The following is a 24660-nucleotide window of genomic DNA, read 5'->3' as shown; positions in this document are numbered from 1 at the left end:
CACACCCCACCCGGTCGGACATCGCGGACCGTGGTGTAGAACCCGGGCGTGTCCTCAACCCGGTGAGTCATCCACCCATGCCAACCGATTTCCATGACCTGACCGCCCGCCTGATCTCGGTCTACAGCAAGCGTCTGGCCTTGCGCCCGGTGTGTCTGTCCGACACCTGGCCCCTGTTCGACGCCACCCGGAATCCGGCTTTCAACCAGCACCTGCTCTGGGATCAACCGGGCAGTGAATGGGAGGTATATCGACGCGTGGAAGCCGTCATTGAAGCGACCCGTACGGGCAAGATGGCCTCGGTTTCGGCCGTACTCAAGGAGACCGGGGCGTGGGTTTCCCTGTTCCGGTTCCAGCCGGCGGGTGCGGGCGAGGCGGAAGGGACGCTGGAGATGGGCCTGTGGACCCATGCCCGCTACTGGCACGGGCGCATCAGCCTGGAGCTGGGGCGGATGTGTGTGGACGCGGCCTTCCAGCAGCCGGGGGTGGATCGGCTGATCGGGATCACCTCGACCGACAACCGCGCCTCGCAGCAGCTGATGGAGCTGGTCGGGCTGCACCTGCGTGGCGAGGCGCTGCGCGACAGCGAGTGCGGCACCACCCGCCCCTCGCTGGTGTTCGAGGTGGACCGCGCGACCTGGCAGCGCCAGCGGCGCGGTCAGGCCTTCGCCGCCTACGAGGACGCGGAGCCGTCGCCGGGCAGATCGACCAGCGTGGCCAGCGGCACGCCGTCCAGCGCCGCGTGGTGGGCGACGATGACGACGCGGCCGGTGGAGTCGGCGCAGTCGTCGAGCCTGTCGAGCACGTAGTCCGCCGAGCGGAGGTCCAGCGCGGCGAGCGGATCGTCGAACAGGGTCAGCGGCGCTCCGCTGGCCAGCCCGGCCGCCAGCCGCAGCTTGCGCCGCGTGCCGGTGGACAGCGCGTAAAGCGGCTTGTCCAGGTGCGGCAGCAGGCCGAGTGCCTCCAGATCCTCCGCCAGCACCGCCGCCTCCCAGGCCGGGTGCTGCGACTGGCGCAGGGCCAGATAGTCCCGCGCCCCCAGACCGTCCAGCGCCTCGTCCGCCGGGTCGCACCAGAAGACCTGCGCCCGGTAGGCCAGCGGGTCCAGCGCCAGATCGGCACCATTCAGCACCAGCCGCCCCGATTGCGGGGCCAGCGCCCCCGCCAGCAGCCGCAGCAGGGTCGACTTGCCGCTGCCGTCGCCGCCGCGCACGAGGCCCACGCCAGGGCCGAACTGCGCGGTCCAGTCCGTGAACAGCGCGTGGTGCGGAAAATGGAAGGTCAGGCGCTCGGCCTGCAGCAGCCCCTCGGTCATGCGGGTCATGGTCATCGTCACACCTCCAGCGCGGTGGTCTTCTTGACCGTGCGCAGCACCAGCATCGAGTTCAGCCGCATCACGCCCGGCAGCCGCGTCAGCACCTCGGCGTGGAAGCGCTCCAGATCGTCCGCGTCGCGGTAGGTGAAGCGCAGCAGGTAGTCGTTGCCCCCGGCGACGTAGAAACAGTCGAGGATCGACGACTCCAGCCGGACGGCCTCCTCGAAGCGCCGCAGCGCCTCGGTGGTCGTGCGCTCGACGTTGACGACGGTGTAGGAAATGCCGCTCTGCCCGACCGCGCGCGGATCCAGCAGCGCCACATAGCGGGCGATGACGCCGCCCTCCTCCAGCCGCCGCACCCGCCGCAGGCAGGCCGAGGGCGACAGGTGCACCTGCTCGGCGAGTTCGACATTCGACTGCCGCGCGTCCATCTGCAGTTGGCGCAGGAGGGCGCGGTCCGTGGCATCGAGTTGCACAGGCGTGACGGGGTCGGTCATGTTGTTGCGCTGAAAGTTCAATGCGCGCAATTCTAGAGCGTAGCTTCCGTGTCACCACCCCCAATTGGCAACCCTGTTGCGCGTGTCCCTGCCTAGACTGGAGCCTTCACGCTGCCTCCCGCTGCCAACCCGCCGACCGCCATGACCACTGCCGCCCACGACCCCAGCCTCGACGCCTACTGGATGCCCTTCACCGCCAACCGCCAGTTCAAGCAGGCGCCGCGGATGCTCGCCCGCGCCGAGGGGATGCACTACTGGACCGACGACGGCCGCCAGATCCTCGACGGCGTGGCGGGACTCTGGTGCGTCAACGCTGGCCACGCACGGCCGAAGATCGTGCAGGCCATCCAGCAGCAGGCCGGCGAGATGGACTACGCGCCGCCCTTCCAGATGGGCCACCCCAAGGCCTTCGAACTAGCCGACCAGCTGGCCAGGCTGACCCCGCCGGGGCTGAACCGCGTGTTCTTCACCAACTCCGGCTCGGAGTCGGTCGAGACGGCGCTGAAGATGGCGCTGGCCTACCACCGCGTGCGCGGCGAAGGCAGCCGCACCCGTCTGATCGGCCGCGAGCGTGGTTACCACGGCGTCAACTTCGGCGGCATCTCGGTCGGCGGCATCGTCACCAACCGCAAGATGTTCGGCACGCTGCTGTCCGGCGTCGACCACATCCGCCACACCCACGACCCGGCTCGCAACGCCTTCAGCGTCGGCCAGCCCGAACACGGTGCCGACCTCGCCGATGACCTGGAGCGCCTGGTCGCACTGCACGATGCCTCGACCATCGCCGCCGTCATCGTCGAGCCGATCGCCGGCTCGACGGGCGTGCTGATCCCGCCGCAGGGCTACCTGCAGCGCCTGCGCAAGATCTGCGACCAGCACGGCATCCTGCTGATCTTCGACGAGGTCATCACCGGCTTCGGGCGCACCGGCCAGCCCTTCGCGTCGCAGACCTTCGGCGTGGTGCCGGACATGATCACCGCGGCCAAGGGCATCACCAACGGCAGCGTGCCGATGGGTGCGGTCTTCGTGCAGCAGGCGATCCACGACACCTTCATGAACGGCCCGGCGCACCTGATCGAGTTCTTCCACGGCTACACCTACTCGGCCCACCCGCTGGCCTGCGCCGCCGGCCTGGGCACGCTGGCAACCTATGCCGACGAGGGTCTGCTCACGCGCGCCGCCACGATGGCCGGCACCTTCGCCGACGCGCTGCATGGGTTGCGCGACCTGCCGCATGTCGTGGACATCCGCAACTTCGGGCTGGTCGGCGGGATCGAGCTGGCGCCACGTCCGGGCGAGCCGGGCAAGCGGGCCTTCGACGTCTTCCTCGACTGCTTCGCGCAGGGCGTGATGATCCGCACCACCGGCGACACCATCGCGCTGTCGCCGCCGCTGATCATCTCGGCCGAGCAGATCGGGCAGATCGTCGAGACCGTGGCCACGGCCATCCGCCGCGTCGTGTGACTTTCTTGGCAAGCTCGGCCACAATGGGCCGAACCCACTGCCCGCGGAGTCCCGCCTGAGTCGCTCGCTGCTGACCACCGATCTGGCCCTGTCCCGGCGTTCCTGGTACGCCGAAGGGGTCACGCGCCCGCCGGCCCACCCGCCGCTGCAAGGCGAAGTGCGGGCCGACGTGGCCGTGGTGGGTGGCGGTCTGGCGGGCTTGTCGGCGGCGCTGGAACTGGCACAGCGTGGCCGCTCGGTGGTGTTGCTCGAAGGCCAGCAGCTCGGCTGGGCTGCATCAGGCCGCAACGGTGGGCAGGCGCTGCCGGGCCTGGCCTGCGACATGGCCGAGATCGAGTCGCAGCTCGGCCTCGGCGACGCGCGCCGTGTCTGGGCCATGACGGTCGAGGCGCTGACCCTGATCCACGCCCGCCGCGACCAGCACCGCATCGCTTGCGACTGGCAGTCCGGCGCGCTGACCGTGTCCGCCAGTCCACGCAAGACCCGCGCGCTGCGCAGCTGGGTCGACCGCATGGCCGAGGTCTACGACTACCGCCAGCAGTGGCTCGACCGGGCCGCGCTGCCGCTGCACATCCGCAGTGCCCGCTACGACAGCGGCGTCTACGACCGCCGCAGCGGCCACCTGCACCCGCTGAAGTACGCACTCGGGCTGGCCAACGCGGTGTGGCAGACCGGCGCCCGGCTGTACGAGTCCTCCCCGGTCACCGCGCTGGAGCGGCACCGCGGCGTGACGCTGCTGCGCACGGCGCACGGACAGGTGCTGGCCGAACAGGTGCTGCTGGCGGGCAATGTGCACCTGCCCGGCCTGCCCGGGCTCCCCACGACCGAGGGCGCCCGCATCATGCCGGTCGGCACCTATGTGGCCGTGACGGAGCCGCTGAGCCCGGCGCAGATGGATGCACTCCTGCCCACCCGCGCGGCGGTGTGCGACAACAACTTCTCGCTCGACTACTTCCGCCCCACCGCCGACCAGCGCCTGCTCTACGGCGGCAAGGTCAGCTACAGCACGGTGACGCCGCCGAACCTCGCCGCCCGGATGCGCTCGCACATCGTCCGGACCTTCCCGAGCCTGGCGCGCACCCCCGTCACCCATGCCTGGGGCGGCTTCGTCGACATCACGATGAACCGCGCGCCCGAATTCGTGCGCCTGCCCGCGGACGGGGCGGCCACGGCGCCGATCTACCTGGTGCAAGGCTTCTCCGGCCACGGCCTGGCGCTGACCGGGCTGGCCGGCAAGCTGGCCGCCGAAGCGATGTGCGGCGACGCCGGCCGCTTCGACGTGTTCAGCCGCTTGCGCCACCGCTCCTTCCCCGGCGGGGCGCGCCTGCGTACCCCGACGCTCGTGCTGGGCATGCTCTGGCACCGGCTGAGGGACCAGTTGTGACCACCCGCCTTCCTCGACCCGGCATCAGGGGGAACCCGGTGGCCAGCACCGAAATGGTGCTGGCACACTGCATGCAATGGTTTCATTTCCAATGACCCAAGCACTCCCGTCCCGTTCAAGACCCCCCGTGGTCCTCGTCCCGGCCTGCAACCGGATGCTGGGACAGCATCCCTTCCACATCGCAGGCAAGAAGTACCTCGATGCCGTGCGGCTCGCCGGCGCCTTGCCGCTGATCGTCCCGTCGGCCAGCCCCGAGGAACTCGACACCCTGCTCGATCTGGCCGATGGCGTGCTGCTGACCGGCTCGCCCTCGAACGTGCACCCGAGCCACTTCGGCGAGGCCGTGCACGACCCCGCGCTGCCGCTGGACGCCGTGCGCGATGCCTGGACGCTGCCGCTGATCCCCAAGGTGATCGCCCGCGGGATGCCGCTGCTGGCGATCTGCCGCGGCTTCCAGGAGACCAATGTGGCGCTGGGCGGCACGCTGCACCAGGCGGTGCAGGAGGTGGCAGGCCTGCACGACCACCGCGCGCGCAGTGAAGATGCGGTCGAGGTGCAATACGGTTTCTCGCACCCGGTGCAGGTGCAGCCCGGCGGCGTGCTGGCGCGCGTGCTCGCCAGCGACGAGGTGATGGTCAACAGTGTCCACGGCCAGGGCGTGCACCGCCTGGCCGAAGGACTGCGCGTCGAGGCCCTCGCGCCCGACGGTCTGGTCGAGGCCTTCTCGGTGGCAAACAGCCCCGGATTCGCCCTCGGCGTTCAATGGCATCCGGAGTGGCAGGCGGCTGACAACCCGGTCTCCCTGGCGATGCTGCGCGCCTTCGGCGCCGCGTGCCAGGACTACCGCGACCTGCACCGGCCACCGAGCCGCTGATCCGTCCTCCTCCCCGGGCGGGACCGACAGCACGACGCCCGGCAGCGACCGGCGTCGCGATCGGTGCCGCCTGTCCCCAGAGACGAACACGGAACAGACCATGAACAAGCGCGAACACTTCAATTTCAGCGACCTCGAACACTGGCTCAACGAACGCCGCGTGACCGAGATCGAATGCCTGGTGCCCGACCTGACCGGCGTGGCCCGCGGCAAGATCCTGCCCCGCCAGAAGTTCACCGAGGACCGCGGGATGCGGCTGCCGGAAGCGGTGGTGGCGATGGGCGTGACGGGCGAATTCCCCGAAGAAGGCCCGTACTACGACGTCATCAACCCCACCGACCGCGACATGCACCTGCGCCCCGACCCGGCCACGGTGCGCATCGTGCCGTGGGCGACCGACCCGACCGCGCAGGTCATCCACGACTGCTACGACAAGGACGGCAAGATGGTGCCGTTCGCGCCGCGCTCGGTGCTGCGCCGGGTCTGCGACCTGTTCGCCGCCGAGGGATGGAACCCGGTCGTGGCGCCCGAGCTGGAGTTCTACCTGGTCGCCCGCAACACCGACCCCGACATGCCGCTGAAGCCGCCGATCGGCCGCAGCGGCCGCGCCGAGACCTCGCGCCAGGCGTATTCGATCGACGCCGTGAACGAGTTCGACCCGCTGTTCGAGGACGTGTATTCCTACTGCGAGAAGATGGAGCTGAACGTGGACACGCTGATCCACGAGATCGGCGCGGGCCAGATGGAGATCAACTTCTTCCACGACCACCCGCTGCAGCTCGCCGACGAGGTTTTCTTCTTCAAGCGCACGCTGCGCGAAGCGGCCATGCGCCACAACATGTTCGCCACCTTCATGGCCAAGCCGATCGCCGGCGAGCCGGGCAGCGCCATGCACATCCACCAGAGCCTCGTCAACAAGGACGGGCAGAACATCTTCAGCAACCCGGACGGCACGGCGAGCAAGGAGTTCTACTGGTACATCGGCGGCCTGCAGAAGTACATCCCGTCGGCGATGGCGCTGTTTGCCCCGTACGTGAACAGCTACCGCCGCCTCTCGCGCTTCACCGCAGCCCCCATCAACATCCAGTGGGGCACCGACAACCGCACCGTCGGCATCCGCTCGCCAGTGGCCTCGCCCGCGGCGCGGCGCATCGAGAACCGCGTGATCGGCGCCGACGCGAACCCCTACGTCGCGCTGGCCGCGACGCTGGCCTGCGGCTACCTCGGCATCAAGAACCGGATCGAGCCGACGCCCGAGTGCAAGGGCGACGCCTACCTCGGCGACTACCAGCTGCCGCGCAGCCTGGGCGAGGCGCTGGAGAAGCTGCGCAACGAGAAGGCGCTGGCGGAGGTGCTCGGCGAGTCCTTCATCACCGTCTACACCGAGATCAAGGAAATCGAGTACGCCGAGTTCATGAAGGTGATCTCGCCGTGGGAGCGCGAGCACCTGCTGCTGCACGTCTGACCACCCTCTCGACCGTTTCACCCCACGCACACAACCCCGTCATGCCCGCGAACGCGGGCACCCACGCCGGCCACCGACCGCCCCGCACCGTGGGTCCCCGCTTGCGCGGGGATGACGCCGTCAACAGGACAGGACCATGACCAGCACCCCGACCACCCACGACACCGCCTCCTGGCAAGCCGCCGACGCCGCCCACTTCCTGCACCCCTTCACCGACTTCCAGCAGCTCGCGCAGAAGGGCTCGCGCATCATCACCAAGGCCGACAACCTCTACCTCACCGACAGCGAAGGCCACCGGCTCTTCGACGCGATGAGCGGCCTGTGGTGCGTGAACGTCGGCTATGGGCAGCAGTCGCTGATTGACGCTGCGGCGCACCAGATGAAGGAGCTGCCCTTCTACAACAGCTTCTTCCAGACCACGACGCCGCCCGCCGTCGAACTCGCGCAACTGCTCGCCGAGGTCACGCCGCCGCAGTTCCAGCACGTCTTCTACGCCGGCTCCGGCTCGGAGGGCAACGACACCGTGGTGCGCATGGTCCGCCGCTACTGGGATCTGCAAGGCCAGCCCGAGCGCCAGGCCATCATCAGCCGCTGGAACGGCTACCACGGCTCGACGATGGCGGGCGCCTCGCTCGGCGGGATGAAGTACATGCACGCCCAGGGCGGCCTGCCCATCCCCGGCATCACCCACATCGACCAGCCTCACTGGCTCGAACACGGCGCCGGGATGACACGCGACGAGTTCGGCGTGGTGGCCGCGGGCTGGCTGGAGCAGAAGATCCTCGAAGTCGGCCCGGACAAGGTCGCCGCCTTCATCGGCGAGCCGGTGCAAGGTGCGGGCGGCGTGATCGTGCCGCCGGCCACCTACTGGCCGGAGATCCAGCGCATCTGCGACCAGTACGGCATCCTGCTGGTCAGCGACGAGGTGATCTGCGGCTTCGGGCGCACGGGGAACTGGTTCGGCTGCGAGACGATGGGCACGAAGCCGGACCTGATGACCTTCGCCAAGGGCGTGACCTCGGGCTACATCCCGCTGGGCGGCGTGATGGTCGGTGACCGCGTCGCCAAGGCGCTGATCGAGCAAGGCGGCGAGTTCGAGCACGGCTACACCTACAGCGGCCACCCGGTCGCCTGCGCCGTGGCGATCGCCAACATCCAGCTGATCCAGTCGCTGAAGCTGGTCGAGCGGGTGCGCGACGAGACCGGGCCGTATCTGGCGGCGCAGTTCGCCAAGCTGAACGACCACCCGCTGATCGGCGAGACGCAGACCTGCGGGCTGATGGCGTCGATGCAGCTCGTCAAGGCCAAGGACCGCGGGGATGGGCACCCGGCGATGTTCGATTCCGAACTGGGCGTTGGCATGATCTGCCGCGGCCACTGCTTCGCCAACGGGCTGGTGATGCGCGCGGTCGGGGACCGGATGATCATTGCGCCGCCGCTGGTGATGACGATTGAGCAGGTGGATGAGTTGATGGGATTGATCCACAAGTGTCTGGATCTGACGCTGGCGGATGTGCGGGCGCGGGGGTGGGTGTGATGCACGAACTCGACGCCCTGCACAGATCAGGCGTAAAACAGGGGAGCCATCATTGCCTACCATTTCAATGTTCTACGGCATCCTTATCCGGATGTTCTTCTACGACACGGACAAGCACAACGTGCCGCATATTCATGCAGACTATCAAGGTGAAGTAGCGGTCTACTCAATTCAGGACGGCACGGTCTTGGCAGGCAAGCTCCCTCCGAAAAAGCATAAGCTGGTCGTCGCATGGATTGCGATACACGAAGATGATCTACTTGCCGATTGGGCGCTGGCCGTCAATGGTAAAAAACCTTTCCCCATTCGAGGACTTGACCAATGAATATTGTAGAAATCATTCCCCAGGAAGATTTTGTGCTGTACATCAAGGCCGATGACGGGAAAGCTGGCTTGTTCGATGTAAAACCACTTCTTGAATCAGAAGCCTTTTTGCCACTAAAAGAACAGAGTGAATTCAGGCGGATCCACAACGGAAAATACTTCGTCGAGTGGGACTGCGGCGCAGACCTGTCCGCCGACACGATTCAAGCTCGATGGAAAACGTCGAACGAGAGCACCCAATAGCGGCAGGCATCGCAGTGCATGTTTTGGTGGTCTATTCAGGAGGACGATTTATGCGTCACGCAGCAGGGGAAAATCAATGGCGACAAGGGCTTGGGCGGATTTTTCGCGCTGAGTTAGATGTCAAGGGCAAAGTTAGACAGCAAGGCCGCAAGGTCTAAATTAGTTAAGCATTCGAAAGCCACTGTGCAGCGCTCCGCAAAAATGCCCGCTGTGGCGTAAGTAGCAATCAAGCGAGCGTCGAGGATTTGCTCTATCAAAACTAATGGGTAACCACAGAGAGACCGAACTTCATGCAGCAGGCACAAAAACCATTTGAAGCGACAAGTTCATGGTGCTACCACTTTGCTCGATACGAGGTCTTGCCAGCCATCCTCGCAAAGCCCGAAGTAGCGGCCGGCGAGGTGATCCTGCTGCGAGACTACACACAGAGTGTCTTAGATGAGTATCTGACGCCGGAGCAACAGAACCTCACATATAAACGTGCAAACAGCGAAGGCGGGGTCAAGCTCAAAAGCTCGGTAAAGTATTTTGTCGCATTTATGGCCGCCGAAACCGGGGAGATGACGAACCTCGGTAAGGGTAACTTTCAGAGGATTCTGGCAACGCCGCAAGCAGTAGTGGACGCCGCTGAAGATGCTGCTATCGACGACGCGGAGCCGGACGCGGTCGAGGATGCCGACGATTTGAAAGGATGGGTCTACGCGTTCACTTTTCCACTTATCCAAAAACAGGGCACACCCTTCCCGATCAAGATTGGCAAGGCACGATTGGATGTTGTTGCACGAGTCGCAGCCCAGTGCAAAGGAAGCGCAACATTTGAACAGCCTACGATTCTCGGCCAGTGGGAAGTTTCAAGAATGAGCCATGCCGAGTCAGCTATACATGCTGTACTCAAGGCAAAGGGAAAGTGGCGGGAAGGAGTTCCGGGTATAGAGTGGTTCGATACGACACTTCAAGAAGTCGACTCGATAGTGAAGTTCCTTCAATCGTGAATAAATAGATTCTCCTTCGGCGTACTTTAAAAACCGAAGAACCGTTACAGCCGGCTTTGGGTACTGCCGGAATCCAAATACAATCCGTTCGCTAATCGCGCGCTGATGCCTAACGTTGAGCATCGCAAGGAAAACCCAATGCCAAGCAACTGGAGTCCCGCAGAAAAGAAAATTGCACGCCGCGCTTTTGATGCGGCGCTGCAGCGCGAACTCGCAGAAGTCATGCGGGCATTGAAATCCATGATTGCGACGAAACCCCAATGAGCACCGACCGTTTCCAACAACGCGCCAACGACCTGCGCCGCGCCGTGGCCCGGCTGGTCGAAGCCTGCGAACAACCTTTCAACACTTTTGTGCGCGACTCGGCCATCCAGCGCTTCGAGTTCTGCTGGGAGCTGGCGTGGAAAACGCTCAAGCTGCGGCTGGAGGTGGTGGGCATCGACGCCCTGACGCCCCGCGATGTCTTTCAGGCGTCCCTCCAGAACGGCCTGATCCACGACGGCAACCTCTGGAGCGACGCGCAGAAGATGCGCAACCTGACCAGCCACACCTACGACGAATTGCTGGCCCAGAAGGTCTACGAATTCCTGCTCGAATCCGGACAAGGCATCTTCAAGCAACTGGCTGTGGACGTGGCGCAATGGCAGACCGAGACCCCTTGACCTTCGGCATCGCGCAGCGGCACCTCGACGCACTGCGTCAGGTGTTCGCCCGGCACGCCACGATCGACCAGGTGCTGATCTTCGGCTCGCGCGCGCGTGGCACCGCACGGCCCGGGTCCGACATCGACCTGGCCGTCGTGGCGCCACAGATGACCGATGCGGAGTTCTCGACGCTCTGGAACGAGATCGACGCCCTGCCGATCCTGTTCAAGATCGACCTGCTGCACTGGGACCGGATCACCAATCCGGCGCTGAAAGACAACGCCTTGCGCGACGGACGCCCGCTCGGCTCCCCCGCGCCCTTGCAGACCAAGACGACGGAACATTCATGAACCCAACGCAGTCCTGGCACGACCGTGCCGCCGCCCTCACCCTCGACGGCCGCGCTGTCATCAACGGCCAGCGCGTCACCAGCGCCAGCGGCGAGACCTTCGACAAGCACTCGCCGATCGACGGCCGCCACCTCGCCCCCATCGCCCGCGGGCAGACGGCCGACATCGACGCCGCCGTGGCCTCGGCCCGCGCCGCGTTCGAGGACGGCCGCTGGGCGCACCAGCCGCCCGCCGCGCGCAAGAAGGTGCTGCAGCGCTTCGCCGAGGGGATCCTGGCGCACCGCGACGAACTCGCGCTGCTGGAGACGCTCGACATGGGCAAGCCGATCCAGTTCTCGCGCAGCGTCGATGTGCCCGCCGCCGCGCGCACCATCGCGTGGTACGCCGAGGCGATCGACAAGGTCTACGACGAGATCGCCCCGACCGGCCGCAACGCGCTGGCGCTCATCACCCGCGAGGCGATGGGCGTGGTCGGCGTGATCGTGCCGTGGAACTACCCGATGATCATGGCCGCCTGGAAGCTCGGGCCGGCGCTGGCCACGGGCAACTCGGTGGTGATGAAGCCGAGCGAGAAATCGCCGCTGACCGCGCTGCGGCTGGCCGAGATCGCGCTCGAAGCGGGATTGCCGCCGGGGGTGTTCAACGTCGTGCCGGGCTTCGGCCACGAGGCGGGCGAGGCGCTCGCGCTGCACATGGACGTGGACGCGATCGGCTTCACTGGCTCGACGCGCACCGGCCGCCGGATGCTCGACTACGCCGGGCGCTCCAACCTCAAGCGGGTCTACAACGAACTGGGCGGCAAGTCGGCCTTCCTGGTCTTCCCCGACCACCGCGACCCGGCCAAGGCGGCGCGCACCGTCGCCAGCAGCCTGTTCTTCAACCAGGGCGAGTCGTGCAACGCACCGTCGCGGGTGCTGGTTCACGCGGCCATCGCCGACGAGTTCGTGGCCAACGTCACCGCGCAGATGCCCGGCTGGCAGCCCGCCGACCCGCTCGACCCGGCGACCGTGATGGGCGCGCTGGTCGATGAAGGGCAGATGCGCACCGTGCTGGGCTACATCGACGCCGGTCGGGCGGAAGGCGCGGTCTGCCATGGCGGCGAGCGGGTGCGCACCGAGTCGGGCGGCTTCTATGTCCAGCCAACCGTGTTCGACCGCGCGACCAACGACATGCGCATCGCCCGCGAGGAAATCTTCGGGCCGGTGCTGTCGGTGATCCGCTTCGAGACGGAGGAAGAAGCCGTGCGCATCGCCAACGCCACGCCCTACGGCCTGCAGGCCAGCGTCTGGAGCCACGACCTCAACCGCGCACACCGCGTGGCACGCGCCTTGCGAGCTGGTACCGTGCATGTGAACCAGTACGACGAGGACGACATCACCGTGCCTTTCGGCGGCTACAAGCAGAGCGGCAACGGCCGTGACAAGTCCCTGCACGCGCTGGAGAAGTACACCGAACTGAAGACCACCTGGCTGCGGCTGGATGACGCCTGAAGGTCCGGCGCGCGGCGTGACGAATTGGCGAATCCTCGGGCCATAATCCCGCCGCGTGCAGGGTCTTTCCAGCATCGGAAACATCCGTTACCACTGATCCGATGGCTTCGTTTCCCACTCGATCCCTACTTCAACCCTCTACTGGAGCGCTCATGAACCTGTTGTCCTCCCGGCCCGCCAAGGCCCTGAATGTCCTGGTCGCCGCTGTTGCGGTGCTGTGCTCGGCAGGCGTGCGCGCCGAGGAAGAGAAGGTCCTGAACATCTACAACTGGTCGGACTACATCGCTGAAGACACGATCAAGAACTTCGAGAAGGAAACGGGCATCAAGGTCCGCTATGACCTCTTCGACAGCAACGAATCCCTGCACGCCAAGCTGATCGCCGGCAAGACGGGCTACGACATCGTGGTGCCGGGCTCGAACTGGGCCAAGTCGCAGATCGATGCCGGCCTGCTGCTGAAGCTCGACAAGAGCAAGATCCCGAACCTCGCCAACCTCGACCCCGCCATCCAGGCGCAGCTCGCCAAGATGGACCCGGGCAACGAGCACATCGTCGACTGGCTCTGGGGCTACACGACGGTCGGCATCAACGTCGACAAGGTCAAGGCCGCGCTGGGTGGCAAGCCGATGCCCGAGAACTCGTGGGACCTCGTGTTCAACCCGGAGTACGCCAGCAAGCTCAAGGGCTGCGGCGTGGCCGTGCTCGACACCCCGTCGGAAATCATGCCGCTGGCGCTGAACTACATCGGCAAGAGCCCGGCGAGCACCAACGCCGACGACTACAAGGCCGCTGGCGAGATGCTCAAGAAGATCCGTCCTTCGGTGACGCGCTTCGTCGGTTCGGGCTCGGACTACATCGACCAGATGGCGAAGGGACAGATCTGCGCCGTGGTGGGCTGGTCGGGCGACGTGATGATCGCCAAGGACAAGTCGGCCAAGGCCAAGAAGCCGCAGAACCTGCAGGTACTGCTGCCCAAGCAGGGCGGCTTGCTGTTCTTCGACACGATGGCGATCCCCAAGGACGCCAAGCATCCGGACAACGCGCACAAGTTCATCAACTACATCCTCAAGCCCGAGGTGCATGCGTCGCTGACCAACACGGTGTTCTACGCCAACCCGAACAAGGCGTCACTGAAGTTCGTGAAGCAGGAACTGGCCAAGGATCCGGCGGTGTTCCCGGACGAAGCGTCGATGGCCAAGATGATCCCGCCCGGCACGCCCGACCAGGCCACCCGCAAGCTGATCACCCGGACCTTCACCAACTTCAAGGCGGGCCGCTGACGCGGGTCCCGCACTGTCACAGGGATACACGCACATGGCCAAGACACTGGAGGACAGCGCCTTCCTGCGGATCGACTCCGTGGTGAAGGAGTTCGGGGATTTCCGGGCGGTGGACCAGGTGAGCCTGGACATCGCCAAGGGGGAAATCTTCGCCCTGCTCGGCTCGTCGGGCTGCGGCAAGAGCACGCTCTTGCGCATGCTCGCCGGCTTCGAGTCGCCGACCTCCGGCCGCATCGTGCTCAACGGGCAGGACCTCGCGGGCAAGCCGCCCTACGAGCGCCCGGTGAACATGATGTTCCAGTCGTATGCGCTGTTTCCCCACATGACGGTGTGGGACAACATCGCCTTCGGGCTGCGCCGCGACGGCCTGCCCTCGGCCGAGATCACGGCGCGCGTCGACGAGATGCTGCGCCTGACCCAGCTCGGCAAGCTGGCCAAGCGCAAGCCGCACCAGCTTTCGGGTGGCCAGCAGCAGCGGGTCGCGCTGGCGCGCAGTCTGGCCAAGCGGCCGCAGTTGCTGCTGCTGGACGAGCCGCTGGGCGCGCTCGACAAGAAGCTGCGCGAGGCCACGCAGATCGAGCTGGTCAACATCATCGAGACGGTCGGCGTGACCTGCGTGATGGTGACGCACGACCAGGAAGAGGCGATGACCATGGCCTCGCGCATCGCGGTGATGAGCGAGGGGCGCTTCCTGCAGGTCGGCAGCCCCTCCGACATCTACGAGACGCCGACCACCCGCTTCGTCGCCGACTTCATCGGCAACGTCAACCTCACCGACGGCACCATCACCGTCGACGAGCCCGACCACGTGCACGTGCAGTGCGCGGACTTCACCCACTACATCGGCCACGGCATCTCGGGCTACCTCGGTCAGCCGGTGACGGTGGCCGTGCGCCCGGAGAAGATCTCGGTCAGCAAGGACAAGCCCGAGGGCGCGATGAACCAGGTGCGCGGCGTCGTCAAGGAGATGTCCTACTTCGGCGACAGCACGCTCTACCACCTGGAGCTGGCCAGCGGCGCACGCTTCAAGGTCACGGTCGAGAACGACAGCCGCGACCGCTCCGGCGCGCCGACCTGGGGCGATGCGGTCTGGGCCTACTGGCAGCCATCCGCCCAGGTCGTGCTGACGCAATGACAGGCCGGCAACCATGACCCCGGCCACCACCCCGCTCCAGCGCCTGCGCTCCGTGTTCAGCGGCCGCAGCCTTGTCATCGGCACACCCTATGTCTGGCTGCTGGTGTTCTTCCTGCTGCCCTTCCTCATCGTGCTGCGCATCAGCTTCGCGGAGATGGACGGCGCCAAGGTCAGCGACCTGTTCACCTTCTCGAACAACGAGCTGTTCATGAAGCTCAAGCTTCAGAACTTCCTCACCATCTTCCAGGACGACCTCTACCTGGCGACCTACGGCCAGTCGCTGCTGTACGCCGGCATCACGACCCTGGTCTGCCTGGCCATCGGCTACCCGTTTGCCTACTTCATGGCCCGCGCGCCCGGCACCGTGCAGCCCCTGCTGCTGATGGGCGTGATGCTGCCGTTCTGGACCAGCTTCCTGCTGCGCGTCTACGCGTGGAAGGGCCTGCTCGACGCCGACACCGGCTGGGTCGGCACCTTCCTGAAGACCATCCACGCCGACCAGGTGCTGCTGCCGCTCGGGCTGATCTCGGCGGAGGGGCAGTTCATGTACACGCCGTTCTCGCTGTTGCTCGGCATGGTCTACACCTACCTGCCCTTCATGATCCTGCCGCTGTACGGCACGCTGTCCAAGCTGGACCTGCGCCTGCTCGAAGCCGCGCAGGACCTGGGCGCAACACCGTGGCAGGCCTTCTGGCGCATCACGGTGCCGCTGTCCAAGGGCGGCATCGTCGCGGGGGCCATGCTGGTGTTCATCCCGTGTGTCGGTGAATACGTGATCCCCGAACTGCTCGGCGGGCCGGAGACGCTGATGATCGGCCGCGTGCTGTGGGACGAGTTCTTCAGCAACAACGACTGGCCGATGGCGTCGAGTGTCGCGGTGACGATGGTGCTGCTGATCCTTGTGCCGCTGGCGATCTTCAACCGCAACCAGTCGCAGGGAGCCTCCAAGTGATCGTCACCCCCGCCGGACGCTGGACCAGCCGGATCTGGTTGACCGCTGGATTCGTTTTCCTGTACCTGCCCATCATCGCGCTGGTGGTCTACAGCTTCACCGACTCACCGGTGCCGAACGTCTGGGCCGGCTTCTCGCTGCGCTGGTACGAGAAGCTGGTCGGTGACGAGGACATCCGCAACGGGCTGTTCCTGTCGCTGCAGATCGCCACCGCCACCGCCACCGGCTCGGTGATCCTCGGGACACTGGCCGCCTTCACGCTGGAGCGCTACCCGCGCTTCAAGGGCCGCACGCTGTTCTCCGGCATGGTGAACGCGCCGCTGGTGATGCCCGAGGTGATCGTCGGGCTGTCGCTGCTGCTGATGCTGGTGTCGATGCAGCGGCTGTTCGGCGTGCCCGAGCGCGGCATCATCACCATCTGGCTCGGCCACATGCTGGTCGGCATGGCGTATGCGACGGTGGTGATCGCCGCGCGTCTGCGCGATCTGAACCCGCAGTTCGAGGAAGCGGCGCAGGACCTGGGCGCCCGGCCGTTGCAGGTCTTCTTCCTGGTGACGCTGCCGATGATCGCGCAGTCGATGCTGGCCGCCTGGCTGCTGACCTTCACGCTGTCGCTGGACGATGTGGTGATGTCGGCCTTCCTGTCCGGCCCGGGTTCGACCACGCTGCCGCTGGTGATCTTCTCGCGCGCCCGGCTGGGTCTGGACCCCACCGTGAACGCGCTGGCCACGGTCGTGATCGTGGTGGTGGCGGTGTTCGTCGTGGTGTCGAGTTACATGATTGCGCTGCGCGAGCGGCGTCTGCAGCAGGAACAGCAAGCTGCGCTGAAGGGTGGCTGAAGGGTGATCGAACGGGTGGAACGAATCTGCAAGAGCATCAGTCTGGTCATTCCCTGCTACAACGAGGCCGGCAATCTGGACGCGCTGCTCGAACGCTGCATGGCCACGCTGAACACGCTCGGACTGACCTGGGAAATCGTGCTCGTCGATGACGGCAGCCGGGACAACACCGCGCTGCAACTGGCGCACTGGTCGGCGCGGGAGCCACGGGTGCGTGCGCTGCTGCTGTCGCGCAACTTCGGCAAGGAAGCGGCCCTGAGCGCCGGCATCGACGCGGCACGCGGCCAGACCGTGGTGCTGATGGACGCCGACCTCCAGCACGAACCCGAGCTGATCCCGACCATGCTGCAGCGCTGGAGACACGGCATCGACGTGGTCTACGCGCGCCGCAAGGACCGCAGCGACGAGCCCTGGTTCAAGCGCACCTTCACGCGCCTGTTCTACCGGATGCTCAACGCGACGCACCCGCGGGTGACGATTCCGCCGGATGCGGGGGATTTCCGGCTGCTCGACCGCCATGTGGTCGACGCGCTCAAGTCGCTGCCGGAGCACAACCGCTTCATGAAGGGCATGTACGCCTGGGTCGGTTTCCACTCGGAAGAGCTGCCCTACACGCCCAAGGCGCGCGCCAGCGGCCAGAGCCACTACAACCTGCACAGCCTCGTCAGCCTGTCGCTGAGTGGCATGACGGCCTTCACGACCTGGCCGCTGCGGGCCTCCAGCGTGCTCGGCGTGAACCTGGCGCTGCTGGCGTTCTGCTATGGCGGCTATCTGGTGCTGGACTACTGGCTGTTCGGCGCCGAGATCTCGGGCTGGACCACCATCGTGGTGAGCACGATGCTGTTCTCGGGGGTGCAACTGCTCAGCCTGGGCGTGCTCGGCGAGTACATCGCGCGCATCTACGAGGAGGTCAAGGGGCGCCCGCTCTACATCGTGCACCGCAGCCTGGGCGCAGGTCTGCCGCAGGACGGTGGCCTCACCCCGCTGGTGCTGCCCGAAACACCCAGAGCCGGCTGACCACGAAGGTCCCCACCGCCAGCCCGACCAGCACCACGCCCAGCGCCAGGTCGTAGCGCAGGCCGCCGGTGCGCAGCACGGCGGCGTAACAGGCCTCGTTGACCACGAAGCCGGCGCCGGATACCAGGGCAAAGCGCCACAGGCTCTGCCCGGTGCCGACCCCGGTGGTCGCGCCGAAGGTCCAGAGCCGGTGTCCGCTGAAGGACACGACAAATGCGATCATCCAGCCCACCACGTTGGCGCTCAGCGGCGCCAGCCCCATGGACTCCACGGCCAGGCGCACGACCCCCCAATGCACCGCAGCCGCGGTGGTCCCCACGGCGATGAAACGCACGCCTTGCCAACGATCTTTCGACATGCCCGACATCCTAGCCTCCCCCCGACCCTGCCGGCGCCTGGCGGTCTGTGTCGATGATTACGGCCTGCACGCCGGCATCGACGAGGCCAGCGTCCAGCTTGCACGCGCCGGCCGCATCAGCGCCGTCAGCGTGATGAGCGACGGCCCGACCTGGCCCGCCAGCGCCGCAGCCCTGCGCGAGGCCGCCGACACCCACCCGGTGGACGTCGGTCTGCACCTGAACCTGACCGAGGCCCTGCCCGGTGTCACGGGCGAGCCGCTGCAGCGGGTGATCCTGCGCGCCGGTCTGCACCTGTTCGATGCTCGTGCCCTGCGGCGCCGGATCGAGCAGCAGCTGGACCGGTTCGAAGACGGCTGGGGCGCGGCGCCGGACCATGTGGACGGCCACCAGCATGTGCACCAGCTGGCGCAGGTCCGCGGTGTGTTGCTGGCGGCACTGGAGGCGCGCTACCCGGACACCGCGCACCGGCCGTGGCTGCGCGCGAGTCGGGCGCCGGCCGGCGCCGACCTGCCGCTGCGGCGCAAGGCCGACGTGATCTCGTGGCTGGGTGCGGCGGAACTGCAGCGCGGCGCGGCCCGGCGTGGCTGGCAATCCAATGCGCACCTGCTCGGCGTCTACGGCTTCGACACCGATGCGGCGGGTTACCGGGCCTTGCTGCAACGCTGGTTCGCCCTGGCGCAGGACGGCGATCTGCTGATGTGCCACCCGGCCAGTCAGGCGCCGGCCTGTGATGTCATCGGCGCTGCCCGCCAGGTCGAGTGGAGCGTCTGGCAGTCCGACGCCCTGCTGGACGACCTCGCCGAGGCCGGGCTGCAAATCACGGCGCTGCGCAACGTGCTGGCGGAACGATCATCCAGTGCAGCGTCTGGTGCGGCGCCTGCTGCTGCGCCGGCACGTCGAAACTGAACTCCCCTCGCAGCACCGGGCCGGACGACCATTCGTCCAGCTCCGGCGGCGCACCCAGCCGCACCGCCACGTGGCCGGCCTCGGCAAACACCGATGGCTCCAGCCACGGCGTGTGCAGCAGGTTGTCATCGACCACCGCCGGATGGTCCGCGGCATACATCCCCACGATGCCGGCCTCGAAGCCGGGGCCGCGCACGAAGCGCAGCGTGCAGCCGGCCGGCACCGCCTCGGCCCAGCGCTGGCGCACTGCGTCGGCCATGGCCTGCGCCGGGTACATCTCGTCAAGACGTGTGCGCGAAGAGCGGGCCAGGTCGGTCCAGCGCGGCGCGGTGTAAGACAGCGCAAACAGGCCATGCAGCACCAGCGCCACGGCCACCCAGCGGCGCCACTCCGGCCGCACGGGCCTGGGCCAGAGCGCGGCCGCCACGATGCCCACGAACTGGAAGGTCTGAATGCCCCAGTGGTCCTGCAGCCGCAAGCCACCCAGCATCGCCGCGATCAGCACGCCCGCCACCGGCACACCAAGCAGGCTGCTCAGCCAGATCCACTGCGGTGCATGGCCGGCAACACCGCTCCCCTGCGGCATGGCGGCATCCGGGACGGCAGCGACCGGGCGGCGCCTCGACCACCACGCCATCGCCATGAGCATCAGCAAGGCCGGTGTGAGCACACGGACCTGGATCACCAGAAACTTGACCACCCCGGCCAGCCGCTCGCCCGCAGTCTGCGAAACACCCGACTGCGTCGCATAGGCGACCGTGCTCCAGCCGTGCGTGGCCACCCAGGCCACGTGCGGCGCCAGCATCAGCAGCGCGAGCGCCACCGCCAGCGCCAGCCCCTGGCGATTCGCGGGACGCGCCAGCGCGCCCGTGCGCCACATCGCCACCACCACGCCGATCAGCGGCAGCGCGGCCTGGTACTTCGACAGCATCGCCAGTCCGGACATCACGCCGACCAGCACCCAGCGCAGCGTCTGCTGCCGCGCCGGACGCGTCGCTTCCAGCTGGGTCGCGCGCAAGGCCAGCAGCACGACCGCCGACACGCACACCACCAGCACCGAGTTGTGGTTGAACAGCTGCGCCTTGCTCATGAAGCCCTGCTGCAGGCCGGCGAACAGCACGGCCAGCCCCGCACGGTCCTCGCCGATCAGCCAGCAGGCGATGCGCCAGGTCAGCACCAGGTTCAAGGCAATGCAGCCAGCGGCGAGCACGGACGGCCACCATGCCTGCAGCCCCCCCACGCGGATCGCGGCCGCCAGCAGCCAGCTCGGCAGCGGCGGATGCTTGTGGTAGCCCCACTCGATCGACTGCGCCCAGGACAGCTGCTCGAAGTGGTCGCCGTACTGCGCCGTGTTGGTCCACCACGCGACCAGCACCCAGAGCAGCACCAGCGCGGCGGCCAGCAGCGGCGGATGGTCCAGGCCACGGCCCGACACCAGCCAGCGCAAACCGCCCTCCGGGAGCCATGGAACAGGCCGGCGAGCGGGTCCGGCCACCAGACCCGGCACGTTCACGTCACCCGCACGGGTACCATCCCCACGACTGTTCATCATTTCCACAACGGCTTCACGGCTGCTCTGCTTCACAAATAGACACATTGGAAGCGCGGAATTGTGAAGTATCAACATGACATCTCCTACCGAGAACTTCCCGACCTCGACGTTGCGCTGGTCCTATACCTGCCTGGCGGCCAGCATGGCGCTGGTCGGCAGCTACGTCGGGCTCTCCAAGCTGCTGGTCGCTGTCTTTCCGATCTTCCTGCTGGCCTGGCTGCGTTTCGGCATCGCCGCGGTGGCCATGGCCGGCTGGGTGCGTCGCCCGGCCAGCGAGGCGCCGATCTCCCGCCACGACCGCGTGCTGCTCTTCTTCGAGAGCTTCCTCGGCAACTTCCTGTTCTCGATCTGCATGCTCTATGGCGTCGCCATGAGCACCGCCCTCGCGGCCGGCGTGATCATGGCGGCGCTGCCGGGCGTGGTGGCCATCCTGTCGCGGCTCTTCCTGGGTGAACGGCTCACCGGGCGCGTCCTCGCCGGCATCGCCTGTGCCGTGGCGGGCATCGCGCTGGTGTCCTGGAGTCGGCACGGTGTCGCCGATGTGCCCGGCGCCGCCAGCGCACTGCCGGGCAATCTGCTGCTCGTGGGCGCGGTGGTCTGCGAAGCCAGCTATGTCGTGATCGGCAAGCGGCTGTCTGGCCGCATCGGCCCGCGCCGCATCAGCGCGCTGGTCAACCTGTGGGGCCTCGCGCTGGTCACGCCGTTCGGCCTGTGGCAGGCGCTGTCGTTCGACTTCACCACGGTCACACAGCCGACCTGGGTGCTGCTGCTGTTCTATGCCCTGGCCGCCAGCGTGGTGACGGTGTGGCTGTGGATGACCGGCCTGCGCCACGTGCCCGCTGCGCGGGCGGGGGTGTTCACGGTGATGCTGCCGGTGTCGGCCGCTGCCGTGGGCGTACTGCTGCTGGGCGAGTCGTTCAGTGCAGCGCAGGCCCAGGCCTTCGCGCTGGCCATGCTCGGCGTGGTGCTGGCCACCTGGCCTGAATCACCCGCCCGCTGAGCAGGTGTTGAACTAGGCAGAATCAGGCAAGACCACATTTCGAGCAATTTTATTGTGTGCAATTAAACTGCACACACCATGCATACCAAGCCCAGCAACCGCGACCTCCACGAGGCACCCGACCGACCGACCAGCGACTGGCTCGCCCTCGACCGGCAGTTGTGCTTTGCGCTGTACGCGGCCTCGCTGGCGATGACCAAGCGTTACCGGCCGCTGCTGGAGCCGCTCGGGCTGACCTACCCGCAATACCTGGTGATGCTGGCGATGTGGCAGCGCGACGGCCGCAGCGTCGGCGAGTTGGGCGAAGCCGTGTCGCTCGACTCCGGCACGCTCACACCGCTGCTCAAGCGCCTGGAGAGCGCAGGTCTGGTCCGGCGGCAGCGCAGCCGCGAGGACGAACGGCGTGTCCAAGTCCAGCTCACCGAGGCCGGTGTCGCGCTGCGCCAGCAGGCACTGGCCATCCCCCCGCAATTGGCGTCTGCCGTCGGCTGCTCGCTCGACGAGATCGGCGCCCTCACCGGCGAGCTGCACCGCCTGCGCCAGGCACTCGCGCAGGCGGAAGGCCAGACCACCGTTGCCACCCAATGCCCCCGCCCCGCCCTGAAACCCTGAATCCCTGAATCCCTGAAAGGTTCCACCATGTCCCTCGACAAAGTGCTCTACACCGCCCGCGCCACCGCCACCGGAGGCCGTGACGGCGGCGCCACCACCGACGACAACCGCCTGAGCGTCAAGCTGTCCGTGCCGAAGGGCCTGGGCGGTGACGACGGCGCCGGCACCAACCCCGAACAGCTGTTCGCGGCCGGCTATGCCGCGTGCTTCATCGGCGCGATGAAGTTCGTCGCCGGCAAGAAGAAGGTTGCCCTGCCCGCGACCACCTCGATCGCCTCGGAAGTCGGCATCGGCCCGATCCCGACCGGCTTCGGCATCCAGGTGACGCTCAACGTCAGCATCCCGGGCGTCGACCGTGAAACCGCCGAAGCCATCGTCCAGGCCGCCCACATCGTCTGTCCGTACTCGAACGCCACCCGCGGCAACATCGACGTCACGCTGAACGTGCTCTGATCAAGCCGGGACCTGCCCGACCGCCACGCTTCACGCCCGGCGTGACAGCAGCCGGAGCAGGATCTCCACGCGGGCCTGCACCGCGGTGAGCGCGCCGGCGTCAGGCACCAGATCGTGCCCGGTCGGCACGATGCAGCCCGAGCCGCCGCGCAAGGCCCGCACCACGGCCACGCCAGCGGACTGCGCCCGCAACAGCGCGGACTGCAGTTCCTGGTGCACCGTGCCATTGCCGGTGGCGGCCACCACCAGCCCCTGCACACCCGCCTCCATCAGCAGATCCACCACCCGCCCATCGGCGCCGGCGTGGCTCACGACGATCTGCACTTCCGGCCAGATGTCCGCCGCCAGCACCTGCAGGCCGAGCGCCGTGCCGGACGGCCAGTCGCGCAGCTGTCGCACCCGGCCTTCCTCGATGTGGCCGAGCGGCCCGGCATCACCGGCATCGAAGGCATCCGGCCGGTACGGATGCACCTTGCGCACCTCTTCCCCCCGCCAGACCTTGCCGGCCAGCACCGCCACCACACCACGCGCACCGGCCAGACCAGCCACCGTGACAGCATCCGCCAGATTCTGCGGACCATCGGGCTGGCTCGCGCTGGCCGGGCGCATTGCAGCCGTCAGCACGACCGGCTTGGACGGCGCCAGTACGCGCTGCAACAGGTAGGCCGTCTCCTCCAGCGTGTCGGTGCCATGGGTGACGACGATGCCGTCGACTTCGGGGCGGTCCAGGTGGAGCTGCACCCGCTCGGCCAGCCGACGCCAGACGGCGTGGCTCATGTCCTTGCTGTCGATCTGGGCGACCTGCTCCGACTCGATCGACCAGCCTTCTTCGCTGCGCCGGCGCAGCGCCGGCACGGCGTCCAGCAACTGCGCCACCGCGACCTGCCCGGCCGTGTACCCCACGTTGTCGTCCGCGCTCGCCGCCTTGCCGGCGATGGTGCCGCCCGTGCCCAGCACGACGATGCGCCGCGGCAGGAAGCTCGTATTCGAATCAGTGCTTGTCATTTGCAAATGGCTGGATAAAAATACAGGTACTGGACATTTTCTCAGTCTACGCACCGCCAACGTCACCACCTAGCGAGGAACCCGTGGACGACAGCCCCAAGCTCACCGACCGACAGCAGCAGATTCTGGAGCTGATCCAGCGCACGATCGAACGCTCCGGCGCCCCGCCGACACGTGCCGAGATCGCCTCCGAACTGGGCTTCCGCTCGCCGAACGCCGCCGAGGAACACCTCAAGGCGCTGGCGCGCAAGGGGGTCATCGACCTCGTCAGCGGCACCTCGCGGGGCATCCGCGTCAAGTCTGACACATTGCGCCGCCTCAACGCGTCCCGGATGCGCGGCATCGACGAGATGCCTTTCGATGCCGTTCCGGCCGGGCTGCTGTCACTGAATCTGCCGCTGGTGGGCCGGGTCGCAGCAGGCATTCCAATCCTGGCGCAGGAGCACATCGAACGCACCTTCACGGTCGAGTCCTACCTGTTCGCCCGCAAGCCGGACTACCTGCTCAAGGTCCGCGGCATGAGCATGCGCGACGCCGGCATCCTCGACGGCGATCTGCTGGCGGTCCAGAAGGCCAGCGACGCCAAGAACGGCCAGATCGTCGTGGCCCGCCTGGGCGACGAGGTGACGGTCAAGCGGTTCCGACGCACGGCGTCCGGGGTCGAGCTGATCCCCGAGAACCCGGATTTCCAGACCATCCAGGTGCCCACGGGCAGCGCCGATTTCAGCCTCGAGGGGCTGGCGGTCGGCCTGATCCGGAACACGCTGCTGAGTTAACGGGCCGTTCGAGCCCCTTTCACGAGGCCAGGCCTCGGGCCGCGCGTCCGAGCGGTTGACATCCTCCCCGCCCTAAAGGACGGGGATTCCTCCTGCGAGACGCGCATGCCCGCGCGCGGCGATGTTCTTGGCTGCGTTCACGTCGCGGTGGTGTTTCGCCCCGCACTCGCAGCAAGTCCACCGCCTCATTCCAAG

At 67.1% G+C, this 24660-nt stretch carries 28 protein-coding genes and 1 pseudogene; 23 read left to right on the top strand and 6 right to left on the bottom strand.

All coding sequences use genetic code 11. The features are described from left to right. Positions 1–77 precede the first annotated feature (77 nt). A pseudogene (locus tag AABN02_RS12105) lies at positions 78–545 on the top strand (GNAT family N-acetyltransferase); the annotation flags it as partial. A 128-nt stretch (positions 546–673) separates the two neighbouring features. Here AABN02_RS12105 and AABN02_RS12100 read toward each other — a convergent pair. Together AABN02_RS12100 and AABN02_RS12095 are read right to left on the bottom strand one after the other, a co-directional pair. Further along, positions 674–1330 (bottom strand): ATP-binding cassette domain-containing protein, encoded by a 657-nt coding sequence (locus AABN02_RS12100; protein WP_338415188.1) that lies wholly within the window; start codon positions 1328–1330, stop codon positions 674–676. Between the two features lie 2 nt (positions 1331–1332). Then, positions 1333–1812: an Lrp/AsnC family transcriptional regulator gene (locus AABN02_RS12095; protein WP_338415187.1), complete on the bottom strand. Its 480-nt coding sequence runs from the start codon at positions 1810–1812 to the stop codon at positions 1333–1335. Between the two features lie 141 nt (positions 1813–1953). On the opposite strand from AABN02_RS12095, the gene AABN02_RS12090 reads away from it, so the two are divergent. From AABN02_RS12090 to AABN02_RS12010, 17 genes are all read left to right on the top strand, one after another. Continuing rightward, entirely contained in the window at positions 1954–3276 is a 1323-nt protein-coding gene (locus AABN02_RS12090) for an aspartate aminotransferase family protein (RefSeq protein ID WP_338415186.1), read from the top strand. 157 nt (positions 3277–3433) lie between these two features. Then, positions 3434–4660: an FAD-binding oxidoreductase gene (locus AABN02_RS12085; RefSeq protein WP_338415185.1), complete on the top strand. Its 1227-nt coding sequence runs from the start codon at positions 3434–3436 to the stop codon at positions 4658–4660. A gap of 91 nt (positions 4661–4751) precedes the next feature. Then, the gene (locus tag AABN02_RS12080) at positions 4752–5534 is read left to right on the top strand and encodes a gamma-glutamyl-gamma-aminobutyrate hydrolase family protein (RefSeq protein ID WP_338415184.1); all 783 of its coding nucleotides are present in this window, start codon (positions 4752–4754) and stop codon (positions 5532–5534) included. Positions 5535–5634: 100 nt separating this feature from the next. Beyond that, positions 5635–6999 carry a glutamine synthetase family protein gene (locus AABN02_RS12075; RefSeq protein WP_338415183.1) on the top strand — a complete coding sequence of 455 codons (1365 nt, stop codon included), beginning with the start codon at positions 5635–5637 and terminating at the stop codon, positions 6997–6999. Positions 7000–7135: 136 nt separating this feature from the next. Then, positions 7136–8536, top strand: coding sequence for an aspartate aminotransferase family protein (locus tag AABN02_RS12070; protein WP_338415182.1), 1401 nt, complete (start codon positions 7136–7138; stop codon positions 8534–8536). A 67-nt stretch (positions 8537–8603) separates the two neighbouring features. Beyond that, the gene (locus AABN02_RS12065) at positions 8604–8861 is read left to right on the top strand and encodes a DUF4160 domain-containing protein (protein ID WP_259373201.1); all 258 of its coding nucleotides are present in this window, start codon (positions 8604–8606) and stop codon (positions 8859–8861) included. After that, positions 8858–9103 (top strand): DUF2442 domain-containing protein, encoded by a 246-nt coding sequence (locus tag AABN02_RS12060; protein WP_338415181.1) that lies wholly within the window; start codon positions 8858–8860, stop codon positions 9101–9103. Before AABN02_RS12065 ends, AABN02_RS12060 begins: the two co-directional genes overlap by 4 nt. Before the next feature lie 290 nt (positions 9104–9393). Next, positions 9394–10095 (top strand): GIY-YIG nuclease family protein, encoded by a 702-nt coding sequence (locus AABN02_RS12055; protein ID WP_338415180.1) that lies wholly within the window; start codon positions 9394–9396, stop codon positions 10093–10095. A 105-nt stretch (positions 10096–10200) separates the two neighbouring features. Then, positions 10201–10359 carry a hypothetical protein gene (locus AABN02_RS12050; protein ID WP_338415179.1) on the top strand — a complete coding sequence of 53 codons (159 nt, stop codon included), beginning with the start codon at positions 10201–10203 and terminating at the stop codon, positions 10357–10359. Then, the gene (locus AABN02_RS12045) at positions 10356–10757 is read left to right on the top strand and encodes an HI0074 family nucleotidyltransferase substrate-binding subunit (protein WP_338415178.1); all 402 of its coding nucleotides are present in this window, start codon (positions 10356–10358) and stop codon (positions 10755–10757) included. Before AABN02_RS12050 ends, AABN02_RS12045 begins: the two co-directional genes overlap by 4 nt. Further along, entirely contained in the window at positions 10736–11089 is a 354-nt protein-coding gene (locus AABN02_RS12040; protein ID WP_179635150.1) for a nucleotidyltransferase domain-containing protein, read from the top strand. The genes AABN02_RS12045 and AABN02_RS12040 overlap by 22 nt, the downstream gene beginning before the upstream one ends. After that, on the top strand, positions 11086–12579 hold the full coding sequence (locus AABN02_RS12035) for an aldehyde dehydrogenase (RefSeq protein ID WP_338415177.1): 1494 nt from the start codon (positions 11086–11088) through the stop codon (positions 12577–12579). The genes AABN02_RS12040 and AABN02_RS12035 overlap by 4 nt, the downstream gene beginning before the upstream one ends. Positions 12580–12731: 152 nt before the next feature. Continuing rightward, the gene (locus AABN02_RS12030; RefSeq protein WP_338415176.1) at positions 12732–13859 is read left to right on the top strand and encodes a polyamine ABC transporter substrate-binding protein; all 1128 of its coding nucleotides are present in this window, start codon (positions 12732–12734) and stop codon (positions 13857–13859) included. 34 nt (positions 13860–13893) lie between these two features. Next, a complete protein-coding gene (gene potA, locus AABN02_RS12025; RefSeq protein WP_338415175.1) occupies positions 13894–14994 on the top strand; it encodes a polyamine ABC transporter ATP-binding protein in 1101 nt (366 codons plus the stop codon). A gap of 13 nt (positions 14995–15007) precedes the next feature. Further along, positions 15008–15946: an ABC transporter permease subunit gene (locus AABN02_RS12020; RefSeq protein ID WP_338415174.1), complete on the top strand. Its 939-nt coding sequence runs from the start codon at positions 15008–15010 to the stop codon at positions 15944–15946. Further along, a complete protein-coding gene (locus AABN02_RS12015) occupies positions 15943–16785 on the top strand; it encodes an ABC transporter permease subunit (protein WP_338415173.1) in 843 nt (280 codons plus the stop codon). The genes AABN02_RS12020 and AABN02_RS12015 overlap by 4 nt, the downstream gene beginning before the upstream one ends. 15 nt (positions 16786–16800) lie before the next feature. After that, positions 16801–17802, top strand: a complete 1002-nt coding sequence (locus AABN02_RS12010) for a glycosyltransferase family 2 protein (protein WP_338415172.1) — start codon at positions 16801–16803, stop codon at positions 17800–17802. Here the strand turns inward: AABN02_RS12010 and AABN02_RS12005 are convergent. Beyond that, a complete protein-coding gene (locus AABN02_RS12005; RefSeq protein WP_338415171.1) occupies positions 17762–18160 on the bottom strand; it encodes a GtrA family protein in 399 nt (132 codons plus the stop codon). The two genes, AABN02_RS12010 and AABN02_RS12005, sit on opposite strands and share 41 nt — an antisense overlap. Between AABN02_RS12005 and AABN02_RS12000 the strand changes: the two genes are divergently transcribed. Beyond that, on the top strand, positions 18159–19067 hold the full coding sequence (locus tag AABN02_RS12000) for a ChbG/HpnK family deacetylase (protein ID WP_338415170.1): 909 nt from the start codon (positions 18159–18161) through the stop codon (positions 19065–19067). The genes AABN02_RS12005 and AABN02_RS12000 overlap by 2 nt on opposite strands. On the opposite strand, the gene AABN02_RS11995 is transcribed toward AABN02_RS12000, so the two are convergent. Beyond that, entirely contained in the window at positions 18979–20514 is a 1536-nt protein-coding gene (locus AABN02_RS11995) for a glycosyltransferase family 39 protein (RefSeq protein WP_338415169.1), read from the bottom strand. The two genes, AABN02_RS12000 and AABN02_RS11995, sit on opposite strands and share 89 nt — an antisense overlap. Positions 20515–20692: 178 nt before the next feature. Between AABN02_RS11995 and AABN02_RS11990 the strand changes: the two genes are divergently transcribed. The 3 genes from AABN02_RS11990 to AABN02_RS11980 all read left to right on the top strand — a co-directional run bounded on the left by AABN02_RS11990 (position 20693) and on the right by AABN02_RS11980 (position 22684). Beyond that, a complete protein-coding gene (locus tag AABN02_RS11990; RefSeq protein ID WP_338415168.1) occupies positions 20693–21619 on the top strand; it encodes a DMT family transporter in 927 nt (308 codons plus the stop codon). 78 nt (positions 21620–21697) lie between these two features. Next, positions 21698–22231 (top strand): MarR family transcriptional regulator, encoded by a 534-nt coding sequence (locus AABN02_RS11985; RefSeq protein ID WP_338415167.1) that lies wholly within the window; start codon positions 21698–21700, stop codon positions 22229–22231. Between the two features lie 27 nt (positions 22232–22258). Continuing rightward, a complete protein-coding gene (locus tag AABN02_RS11980) occupies positions 22259–22684 on the top strand; it encodes an organic hydroperoxide resistance protein (RefSeq protein ID WP_338415166.1) in 426 nt (141 codons plus the stop codon). A 30-nt stretch (positions 22685–22714) separates the two neighbouring features. On the opposite strand, the gene AABN02_RS11975 is transcribed toward AABN02_RS11980, so the two are convergent. Further along, complete coding sequence (locus AABN02_RS11975; protein WP_338415165.1) at positions 22715–23689, bottom strand: asparaginase; 975 nt, start codon at positions 23687–23689, stop codon at positions 22715–22717. A gap of 83 nt (positions 23690–23772) precedes the next feature. Between AABN02_RS11975 and lexA the strand changes: the two genes are divergently transcribed. Continuing rightward, on the top strand, positions 23773–24465 hold the full coding sequence (lexA, locus tag AABN02_RS11970) for a transcriptional repressor LexA (RefSeq protein WP_338415164.1): 693 nt from the start codon (positions 23773–23775) through the stop codon (positions 24463–24465). A 72-nt stretch (positions 24466–24537) separates the two neighbouring features. Here the strand turns inward: lexA and AABN02_RS11965 are convergent, their stop codons facing one another. Continuing rightward, entirely contained in the window at positions 24538–24654 is a 117-nt protein-coding gene (locus AABN02_RS11965; protein ID WP_338413229.1) for a zinc ribbon domain-containing protein, read from the bottom strand. Positions 24655–24660 lie beyond the last annotated feature (6 nt).

This window comes from uncultured Sphaerotilus sp., assembly GCF_963924895.1.
In the GTDB taxonomy this organism is placed as follows: Bacteria; Pseudomonadota; Gammaproteobacteria; order Burkholderiales; family Burkholderiaceae_C; genus Sphaerotilus.
Note: the sequence above shows the minus strand (reverse complement) of the source record. Positions and strands in the feature narration are given on the sequence as shown.